General features: G+C 63.1%; 11 protein-coding genes and 1 pseudogene. 10 read left to right on the top strand and 2 right to left on the bottom strand.

All coding sequences use genetic code 11. The annotated features are described in order from the left end of the window. Positions 1–95 precede the first annotated feature (95 nt). The 9 genes and pseudogenes from AAC640_RS18375 to AAC640_RS07000 form a co-directional block, all read left to right on the top strand. Positions 96–545: pseudogene (locus AAC640_RS18375) on the top strand (phage tail length tape measure family protein); the annotation flags it as partial. A 99-nt stretch (positions 546–644) separates the two neighbouring features. Continuing rightward, entirely contained in the window at positions 645–3,752 is a 3,108-nt protein-coding gene (locus AAC640_RS07035; RefSeq protein WP_340265404.1) for a coiled-coil domain-containing protein, read from the top strand. Beyond that, entirely contained in the window at positions 3,749–4,849 is a 1,101-nt protein-coding gene (locus tag AAC640_RS07030; RefSeq protein ID WP_340265403.1) for a hypothetical protein, read from the top strand. Before AAC640_RS07035 ends, AAC640_RS07030 begins: the two co-directional genes overlap by 4 nt. Beyond that, the gene (locus AAC640_RS07025; protein WP_340265402.1) at positions 4,849–6,045 is read left to right on the top strand and encodes a tail fiber domain-containing protein; all 1,197 of its coding nucleotides are present in this window, start codon (positions 4,849–4,851) and stop codon (positions 6,043–6,045) included. The genes AAC640_RS07030 and AAC640_RS07025 overlap by 1 nt, the downstream gene beginning before the upstream one ends. Before the next feature lie 48 nt (positions 6,046–6,093). Continuing rightward, a complete protein-coding gene (locus tag AAC640_RS07020; protein WP_340265401.1) occupies positions 6,094–6,534 on the top strand; it encodes a hypothetical protein in 441 nt (146 codons plus the stop codon). A gap of 60 nt (positions 6,535–6,594) precedes the next feature. Next, positions 6,595–7,110, top strand: a complete 516-nt coding sequence (locus tag AAC640_RS07015; protein WP_340265400.1) for a TIGR02594 family protein — start codon at positions 6,595–6,597, stop codon at positions 7,108–7,110. Next, positions 7,107–7,277, top strand: a complete 171-nt coding sequence (locus AAC640_RS07010; RefSeq protein ID WP_340265399.1) for a hypothetical protein — start codon at positions 7,107–7,109, stop codon at positions 7,275–7,277. Before AAC640_RS07015 ends, AAC640_RS07010 begins: the two co-directional genes overlap by 4 nt. After that, on the top strand, positions 7,277–7,759 hold the full coding sequence (locus AAC640_RS07005) for a hypothetical protein (protein WP_340265398.1): 483 nt from the start codon (positions 7,277–7,279) through the stop codon (positions 7,757–7,759). Before AAC640_RS07010 ends, AAC640_RS07005 begins: the two co-directional genes overlap by 1 nt. Then, the gene (locus AAC640_RS07000; protein ID WP_340265397.1) at positions 7,713–7,886 is read left to right on the top strand and encodes a hypothetical protein; all 174 of its coding nucleotides are present in this window, start codon (positions 7,713–7,715) and stop codon (positions 7,884–7,886) included. The genes AAC640_RS07005 and AAC640_RS07000 overlap by 47 nt, the downstream gene beginning before the upstream one ends. 23 nt (positions 7,887–7,909) lie before the next feature. Here the strand turns inward: AAC640_RS07000 and AAC640_RS06995 are convergent, their stop codons facing one another. Together AAC640_RS06995 and AAC640_RS06990 are read right to left on the bottom strand one after the other, a co-directional pair. Continuing rightward, the gene (locus AAC640_RS06995; protein ID WP_340265396.1) at positions 7,910–8,233 is read right to left on the bottom strand and encodes a hypothetical protein; all 324 of its coding nucleotides are present in this window, start codon (positions 8,231–8,233) and stop codon (positions 7,910–7,912) included. A gap of 1 nt (position 8,234) precedes the next feature. Next, positions 8,235–8,411: a hypothetical protein gene (locus AAC640_RS06990; protein ID WP_022681140.1), complete on the bottom strand. Its 177-nt coding sequence runs from the start codon at positions 8,409–8,411 to the stop codon at positions 8,235–8,237. Positions 8,412–8,577: 166 nt separating this feature from the next. Here AAC640_RS06990 and AAC640_RS06985 point away from each other — a divergent pair, with 166 nt between their 5' ends. Then, positions 8,578–9,435: a DNA adenine methylase gene (locus AAC640_RS06985; RefSeq protein ID WP_340265395.1), complete on the top strand. Its 858-nt coding sequence runs from the start codon at positions 8,578–8,580 to the stop codon at positions 9,433–9,435. Positions 9,436–9,500 lie beyond the last annotated feature (65 nt).

The following is a 9,500-nucleotide window of genomic DNA, read 5'->3' as shown; positions in this document are numbered from 1 at the left end:
GCTGCGGTTTGAGGCGGGCAGAGCGAATTAACTGCAATGGCGGTGGGTGTCAGGCTGTCGGGTTCGCCCGGCGGCCCTTTTTTCGTGGAGTTTTCATGCAGGCGGGTAGGCTAGAGATCGAGATCGTCGCCGAGATCGCGCGTCTGCAGGAAGACATGCGCAAGGTGCAAAAGTCGGTCGGTGACATGTCGAATGATGTCGGCCGTAGCATGCGCGCGGCGAATGATAATCTTGCGAGCATTGGCAAAGGCGGGAAGCTCGCCGGCCACCACATCCAGAATCTCGCTTTTCAGTTTCAGGATCTCGGGGTGCAGATCGCTTCCGGTTCCAATCCGCTCACTGCGTTTCTTCAGCAGGGTAGCCAGATCAGTGGCGTCCTGATGCAGGCCGGTGTCGGCGTTGGTGGAATGGTCAAGCAGCTGGCGGGCATGGCAGCCGGCCTCCTCGCGGCGAATCCCTTGATCCTTGCGGCAGGCGCGGCGGTCGCTGTGGGTGCGGTGGCGTTCAAGGGTTTCGCCGATACGCTCGAGAACAAAGCGCCTGTCGATGACTATATCAAATCGCTCGGCCTGACTGCCGAAGAAGCGAAGAAGCTGAAAGATGCGCATGTCACGCTCGGCGACGCCGCCGGCGCGGCCTGGGACATGATCCGCGAAGCGCTCAACCTGGACGACGTCTTCAAGACGCTGAAGGGGTGGGTGAGCGACGGAGCGCAATGGCTCTACGACCAGTTCAAGGAATCGGTGGCGTCCGTCTATGGCGCGTTCAAGGCGACCTACGACAATATCGGCTCGCTCTGGAAGAACCTGCCCTCGCTGGTGGGTGAGGGCGTGAAGCTCGCCGTAAACCTCGTGATCACCGCCGTTCAGAATCAGATCAACGCAGCGGTCGCAGGGCTCAATTGGCTGGCGGAGAAATCGAACGCGATCTTCGGTACCAGCTTCACCAAAATCGCTCCGATCGACCTGTCGGGCTGGAAAATGCAATATAGTGCTGCCGGCAAGGCGTTTGGCGACGCTTGGAGCAACTCCTACGATGAGGCCCGCAAAACGGCTCTCGCGTCGTTCGGCAGGTTCGAGGACGCTACCATTGCTCGACGTAATGCCCGGCTGAAGGCGCAGGCCGACGAGATCATCAAGGATCGCAAGGATAAGGCGGAAAAGGCCGCAAAGGCCGAGTCCGACGCGGCCGAAAAAATCTACAAGCAGATGATGGTTGCGCGCGCCGAAGCGCAGGGCAATGTGAACAAGCTGTTCGATGAGATGGTGAAGCGCCAGCAGGATTGGGGCAAGGACCAGGTCACCGTCGGCGAAACCATGATCCAGCAGGCGAAGGATCTGGAGGATCTGGAGCAGGCGCGCGCCGAAGGCGCTCGACAGATCCTGGACGTGTATCTGCGCCAGTTGGACCTGCTACAGCAGATGGGCGGTGCGCTGGGTGGTGTCGCCGGCATCGTCGCCGGCATCCTTGATGGCGGCAATTTCGCGGGCGTGGGCGGCAAACTCGGGTCGCTGCTCAATCTGACGAGCGCGGTCGTCGGCAAGGATGGCTGGGAGCAAGTCACGAAGAAGCTGGACAGCATCTTTGGCGGCGAGGGGCAGTTCGCCAAGACCATGACGGGCGTGATGCAGGATGCCGGCATGGGTTCGCTTGCGTCATCGATGCTGCTCGGCAAAGATGGCAGCAAGCTTGGCGCGTCGATCGGCGGCGCGATCGGCGGCAAGCTGGGCGAGAAGTTCCTGTCGAAGGGCTTCGAAACTATCGCCAAGGGGCTGGGCGACTTCGCCGGGCCGATCGGTTCCATCGTTGGTGGCCTGCTGGGCGGCGCGCTCGGCGGGCTGTTCAAAAAGGCGAAGTGGGGCACGGCGGTCGTCACCGGCCAGGGTGCGGACGACGTGACGGTTTCCGGTAACAAGGCGGCCTACCGATCCAACGCCAATCTCGCCGCCACCTCGATCCAGAGCGGGCTGCAGTCGATCGCCGACCAGTTCGGGGCCGGTATCGGCGGCTACAATGTCTCTATCGGCCAGTATAAGGGCAAATGGCGCGTCTCCACGACCGGATATGACGGGAAACTCAACTTCAAGGGCAATACGGGCGCGACGGGGAAGGGCCTCAATGACTTTGGCAAGGAAGGGGCCGAGGACGCGATCAAGTTCGCGATCGCCGACGCGGTCAAGGATGGGGCGCTGCTCGGCCTACGCGCATCCACTCAACGCCTCTTGCAGGGAAGCGACGATATCGAGGGGCAGATTGCCAAGGCGATGTCGTTCGAGGGCGTGTTCACGGACCTGAAAGCGCGGCTCGATCCCGCCGGCGCGGCGCTGGAGCAGTTGAGCAAGCGTTTTGACGGCCTGCGCAAGACCTTCGATGAGGCGGGCGCCACTACGGAGGAATATGGACAGCTGGAACAGCTGCTGACGATGCAGCGGCAGGATATTCTCGATGAGGCGGCGAAGGATGCGCTCGAAAAGCTGAATGAACGCCGGGAGTTGGAGGTCCGTCTGCTGACCGCCCAGGGCAAGGCCTCAGAGGCGCTGGCGCTCCAGCGTGAAATCGAACTCAGCCAGACCAAGGATGAGCTCAAGTCATTGATGGCGCAGGTGCTCGCTGTTGAGGATGCTGCCGCGATCTCCAGCCAACGGCGGTCGATGGAGATCACGCTGCTGGAAGCCCAGGGGAAATCGAGCGAGGCGCTGGCGCTGCGGCGGCAAGCGGAGCTTGACGCGATGGACGCGAGCCTTCGGCCACTTCAGGAGCAGATCTATGCCTGGCAGGATGCGGCTGCCGCGCAGGCTGATGCGCAAGAGCAGGCGCGGTCGGCTGCTGATCTCGCCGACCAGCGCCAGGCCAAGCAGATCGAACTGCTGGAAGCCATGGGCCAGAGCAGCGCGGCCCTGGCGCTCCGGAGGCAGATGGAGCTGTCGGCGATCGAGGAGAGCCTTCGGCCGATGCAGCTTCAGATCTATGCGTGGCAGGATCTGGCAGACGCGCAGGCAAAGGCGGCGCAAAAGGTCAGTGACGCACGGGATCTGCTTTCGTCGGCCTATGACCGGGAATCGGCGCAGTTGGTGTCCACCGCCGCGCAATTCCGCGATTTCGCCAAAACCATCGGCGATTTCCGCGCTGGCCTGCTCGCCAGCGGTCTGGGTGGCAACAGCTATGATCAGGCTCGCGCCCGGTTCGACAATACCGCCAGCATGGCCCAGTTCGGCAACGAGGCGAGCCTGCAGGCATTCACGAGCGACGCGCAGGCGTTCCTCGATGCGTCGCGCAACCGCGCTGGGTCCGCGCTGGACTATGCCCGCGACGTAGCCCGTGTCGCTGCCGCAGCCGGTCTGGCGCAGGCTGGGGCGGAAGGCGTCGCCAGCGCCGCGGATCAGCAGCTGGCTGCGCTGAAGAAGAGTGTCGAGCAGCTGATCGACCTGGACGACAGCGTCATATCAGTGGCGCAGGCGATTGCCGATCTGAAAGCCGCGCAGGGCGAGGCGGATCGGCTGCAGCTGGAGGTGGATCAGGCCAGCAACGCGCTGCCGGCGTTGGCTGAGGTCAATGCCAACCTCACCGACATGACCAGCATCATCGACAAGCTAAACAGCAGCCAGGACGCGACCAACAGCCAGATCGCGGCGCTGCGCAGCGAAATGCAGGCGGCGCTGGTGTCGATCGCGAGCAACACCGGGGAAAGCGCCCGCATCCTGCGCCGAGCCGATCGGGGCGATGCCATCGCAACGCAGGTGGAGACAGCATGAAGATCATCCGTCCCTTTGTCGTCAATACCGCAACCGTCAACAGTGATGTTCCTGCCCCTGCGATAGCGTCCAATGCGTGGAACAGCGGAACGACCTATGGTTCCCTGGTTGACCGGGTCGCCGTATTCAGCGGCACGAACGTGACATGGTATCAGAATCTACAAGTTCCCAATCTCAATCACTCGCCCGCTTCCTCGCCTACATGGTGGAGGAAGGTGGCTGATGGTTACAAGCTATGGGACAACGCGACCACCTACTCCATCGGCCAGAGAGTCGAAGCCCCGACCACACCCGGTGGCGTTGCTCTCCGCGCCTATGAAAGCCTCCAGAACAGCAATTTGAACCATGCCGTCACCGACCCGGCATGGTGGATCGATGTCGGTCCGGCCAATCGCTGGGCCATGTTCGACCAGGTCAACGGCACCAAGACCATTGCCAACGACCAGATCAGCGTGACTTTCACCAGCGTAGGTTTCCCCGTGCCGGGGTTTCAGTCGGCAGGGCGCGTTGACAGCATCGCGTTGCTGAATGTGTCCGCGGTCTCCGCTCGGGTGATTTCCACAGACGGGGCGACGTTTGCGACCATCTACGATCAGACCTACTCCCTGATCGATGTTGGCGGCCTCACTGACTGGTATGCCTATTTCTATGAGGATGTGTCTTATCTCAGTGAACTGATCCTGCTCGATCTTCCGCCTGCCCCCAATCCCCAGATCAATATCATCCTGACCAGCAGCGGGGCCGAGGTTTCGGTCGGCACGGTCATAGTCGGGCAGCAGCGCGACCTGGGCGCGACCCAATATGGCGCGTCGATCGGCATCACCGACTATTCCAAGAAGGAAGCGGACGAGTTCGGCAGCTACTCCATTGTGGAGCGCGCCTATTCCAAGCGCGGGCGGTTCACGGTCTGGACTGAGAATGAGCGGGTGCCCGCCCTGATCAATCTGGCAGCGCAGTATCGCGCCACGCCCGTTGTCTGGGTCGGCGCCGACGGCATGGCCTTCACCGCGCTCTATGGCTTCTACAAGGATTTCAACGTCGAGATTGCCTATCCGACGATGAGCATCTGCACCCTCGAAATCGAAGGACTGACCTGATGACGATCCCGACAATTTCCGCCCTGCCCACGCCGCCGAGCCGAAATGATCCGACGAATTTCGCATCGCGTGCGGATGCCTTTGTGGCGGCGTTCCCGACGTTGCGGAATGAGATCAACGCCTTTGCAGCTGCCGTTCTCGCGGCGGCATCGGGTACAAATTACAACTGCACGTCGAGCAGCAGCGTGGCAATCGGCACCGGGTCGAAGAGCTTCACCGCTTCCACCGGATCGCTGCTGCAGGTCGGGCAGTGGGTAATCGTTGCGAGCACGGCAAGCCCGTCCAATTACATGATTGGGCAGGTGACAGCCTATAATTCGGGGACCGGCGCGCTGACCGTGAACGTCACGGCAACAGCGGGCAGTGGCACGATAGCAAGCTGGAGGATCGCGCTGGCGGTTGATCCGACGCTGGGTTGGGCCAGCGTGGACGGCAGCGGTAACGTCGGTATCGGCACGTCGTCCCCCGTCAGCAAGCTGACTGTGGTAGGATCGGCGACAGACCTGCAAGCCATTATATCTTCTTCGACGGCCAGCGGCCTGCTCATGGGTGACAGCGTGGGCACTATCCGCGCGGGGACGCGAAGCGGTGCGTTCATCGTGGATGTCGGGGCTGAGAGGCTGCGAATTGAAACAGGGGGGGCTACACGGCCAGGTCAGGACAACAGTTACAGCATAGGGACGGCTTCCTTCCGTTGGTCTGTAGTTTACGCGGCGACCGGCACCATCAACACCTCAGACGAGCGTGCCAAACAGAATATCAGTGCTGTCCCCGAAGAATGGCTGGACGCCTGGGGCGATGTTGACTGGTCGCGATACAAGTTCATCGACGCGGTGCAGGCGAAGGGAGATGATGCCCGCTGGCATATCGGCCTGATCGCGCAGGCGGTTCGGGATGCCTTTGCGGCGCGCAACCTCGACGCGCAGACGATTGGCCTGCTCTGTTATGATGACTGGGAAGAAGAGCGCGACCCGATCTTCGAGACGGTCGAAATTCCCGCCGTGCTGGACGGCGACGGCAAAGAGATCGAGCCAGCCCGCGCCGAACTGGTGGATACCGGCGAAACCCGTGTCACGCTGGAGGCGGGCGACCGCTGGGGCCTGCGCTATGATGAATGCTTTGCTTTGGAGGCGGCCTATCAGCGCCGCCGCCTGGATCGTATCGAAGCGCGTCTCGTGGAGTTGGAGGCGGCATGATCTATCGCGACTGGGATCGTCGCACTTTTGGCGGGGTAATTCACGAACATGGCAGTTGAAGCGGGGGCGTCGGCCGGTGAGGTCGGCGGGATGGTTGCTGGTGCGATCGCCATATTGGCGGCGTTGGGGAAGGGAGTGGCCTGGCTGCTCAATTGGAAGGACGCGCGGGCGAAGACGCGGGCCGCCAAGCTGCAGGCTTGGCATGAAGAGCTGCAAACGCGGGAGAAGCAACAGGACGAACGGGACCGGCAGTATCAGCAACATATCGAAACCCAGCTGCGTCGGCAGGCGGTGGAGATCCGCGTGCTGCGGCGGGCCTTTGAACTGGTCGCGGAACCGCTCCGGCGGGTCGAGCCGGATAATCCGAATCTGGCGCGGGCGCAGGCGATGCTGGACCGCGCCTTCCCGCTCGATCCGGCGCTGCCTGAGGATCTGGCGACGCTGATGGCGATGATCGACCGGCCCGCGCCGGAGGCCGAGCGGGTCTAGCGACCCTTCACAGGATCAATCTTCGGGGCGCTTCGGCGCCCTTTTTCATGGGGGAATGAGATGAACTCGACCGATCCCGCGTGGCTGATGGCCGCGCGGCAACTGCTCGGCACGCGCGAAGCGGCTGGCGCTGCGAACAATGCCTCGATCCTCGGCTGGGCGAAGCTGCTCGGCGTCAAGGTGCTGGGCATCCTTTACAATGCGGACAGCGTGCCCTGGTGCGGCCTGTTCGTCGCCCACTGCCTGCGCGCAGCCGGCGTCGACCTGTCGGCCATGAAGGTCGGTGTCCGCGCGAAGGCGTGGGCTACCTGGGGCGTGACGATCGCGGCCGATCGGCTCGCGCCTGGCGCGATCCTTATCTTCGATCGATCCGGCGGCGGGCACGTCGCCTTTTATGTGGGCGAGGATTCGACGCACTATCATGTGCTGGGCGGCAACCAAGGCGACCGGGTGAGCATCATGCGGCTGGAAAAGAGCCGCTGTGTCGCGCGGCGCTGGCCTGCGGGCGTTGGCGTCATCGGCGGGCCCGTGAAGCTGCTGGCATCCGGCGCGCCTGTGTCGAGGAATGAGGCATGAGCGCGCTGCTTTGGCTCCGGTCGCGCCTGCAGGAGCGTTCGACCTTGGTGGGCATTGGGACCGCGATCGGCGCGGCTTCGGTGCTGCCGCCGCCGTGGAGTTGGCTCAGCCTGGCCGTGGGTACGCTCGCCGCGCTGATTCCCGACAAGAATTACGGGAGTGAGTGATGGGGGCGATCTTCTCGCGGATATGGCCGCATCTGCTCGCCGTCGCTGCGATCGCGTGCGTCGTCTGGGCTATCGACCATCGCGGCTATGAGCGGGCGCAGGCGGATGAGCGCCTCGCCCGTGCCGAGGCCGCCGCAACGTTCAATATCCTGCTGCGTCGGAGCGAGGGTCGTCTGGCGGCTGTCGTCACCTCGAACGACCGAACCCTGGCCGACAAGATCGCGGCCGTGCGGATCTATCACCGCACCATCATCCAGCCTGCACTCGAAAGGGAGATCGCCCATGATCCGTTTCTCGCCCGTCGTGATGCTCGCCTGTCTGACGGCGTGCTCCGTGAACTCAACGCCGCCCGCACCGGCAGCGCCTGTTCCCGCCGAACTGACGGCGGAATTGAGTGCGCCTTGCCCGCCGCTGTCTTTGATCTGGGATCCACTGGTGGCGACGCTAGTGCGGATCAGCCAGGACGACGCCCGCATTTATGAGGAGTGCCGCCTGCATCACGCCGGCGTCGTCAACGCCTATGTGGAGAGCCGGGCCGAGATCATCCGGCACAATGAAGGGCGCGCGCCTCCTGAACGATCGCCCGACGATGCCATCATACCTCCCTAATGTGAGCGGCCGGGCTGATGCTGTCAGCCGCGAAACCTGTTTACGACCCGCTTCCATTCCCGCTCGTCGGGCAGCGGAAGGGTGATTTGAGGAGGTGCATCGACCAGTTCGATCGCCTTCGGCCGGATGCGCTTGCCGATGCGGCGGGCGCATTCCCGGCACCACATTTTTTGACGGGCCGGGCCGAAATTGTCGTCCAGGCCGCGTCGGTGGAAATGCCACCACAGACCGTGGGGGTGGAATAGTCCGAAGTGGCCGCACTGGCAGATGACCTTCACCGTCCGGTGCCATGCGGCCGCCTCGAACAGGCAGGTCGCGATCTTCAGCCCGTCTCGATACCGCGCCACGTCATTTCGTCATGGCGGCCAGTTCATCAAGGCTGGCGTAGCGAATCGCCACAAGCCTCTCCAACCGCGCCGCAATGACCTTCAGGTCGCGGCCAGTCAGGCCGCCATCATCCACCGTTTCATCATCCCGCCAACGCTCGGCAAACTGCCGGAAGCGGGCTTTCAGTTCATCGTCCATTTGGTTCTCCATCCGGTGAGCCAGTGAGCTCCCCGCCTCGGCGGGGGTTGAGGCGCGGCAAACGCCTCAAGCCGGCGGAAACGACCCGCCATGTCACCGGCTGGCCTGCCGGATTCATCCCGCCTCCCGGCGCTCGGGAGGGGTGAACAGATATGGAACAAACATAATGGAGTCGAGTCCGCTTTTTGATGATTTCGTCGCGCCCGTGTCGCCCGTGGCGGCCTATATCGGGGGCAAGCGCAGGCTGTGGAAGCGCGTGACGCGCGCGATCGACCTGGTGCCACACCAGTCCTATGGCGAGGTGTTCATGGGCATGGGCGGCGTCTTCCTGCGCCGCGGTCGGCGTCCGCGTGCCGAGTTTATCAATGACTGGTCGGAGGATGTGGCGACCTTCTTCCGCATCCTGCAGCGCCACTATGTCGCTTTCCTGGACATGCTCCGGTATCAACTGACGACCAGGAGCAATTTCGAGCGACTGATGCGGGTCGATCCGTCCACCCAGACAGATCTGGAGCGGGCGGCGCGGTTCCTCTACCTCCAGCGCCTGGCGTTCGGCGGCAAGGTGGCTGGCCGCAACTTCGGCGTCGATTCGGGAAACTCCGGCGGGTTCGATGTGACGAAGCTGCAGCCCATGCTGGAGCAGCTGCACGAGCGTCTCGCCGGCGTGACGATCGAGCGGCTTCCCTGGTCGGATTTCGTGCGCCGCTATGATCGGCCCGACATGCTCTTTTATCTCGACCCGCCCTATTACGGCAGCGAGGGCGACTATGGCGCGCGCATGTTCGATCGAGCGGAGTTCGGCGTCATGGCCGAGCAGCTGCGCGGGATCGAGGGGCAGTTCCTGATGAGCATCAATGATGTGCCGGAGATCCGCGAGGCGTTCGCCGGGTTCGCCATGGCAACGGTCGATCTGCAATATACGGTCGGCAATGGGTCGCCGGTTGCGGCGCGGGAGCTCATCATCACGAACAGCCGCGAGGTGCCGATCGAGCGGCTGGTGCCTTCGAGGACGGCCGAGCCGTAGGCTGTGCTGACAAACATCACTGCTAGGTTCATTGCGCTTGAATAACAACGGCTCACTCCCAACAT

The sequence above is a fragment of the Sphingobium mellinum genome, assembly GCF_037860795.1.
Taxonomy (GTDB): Bacteria; Pseudomonadota; Alphaproteobacteria; order Sphingomonadales; family Sphingomonadaceae; genus Sphingobium; species Sphingobium mellinum.
The sequence above is the reverse complement of the archived record's forward strand: the minus strand, read 5'-3'. Positions and strand labels throughout refer to the sequence as shown.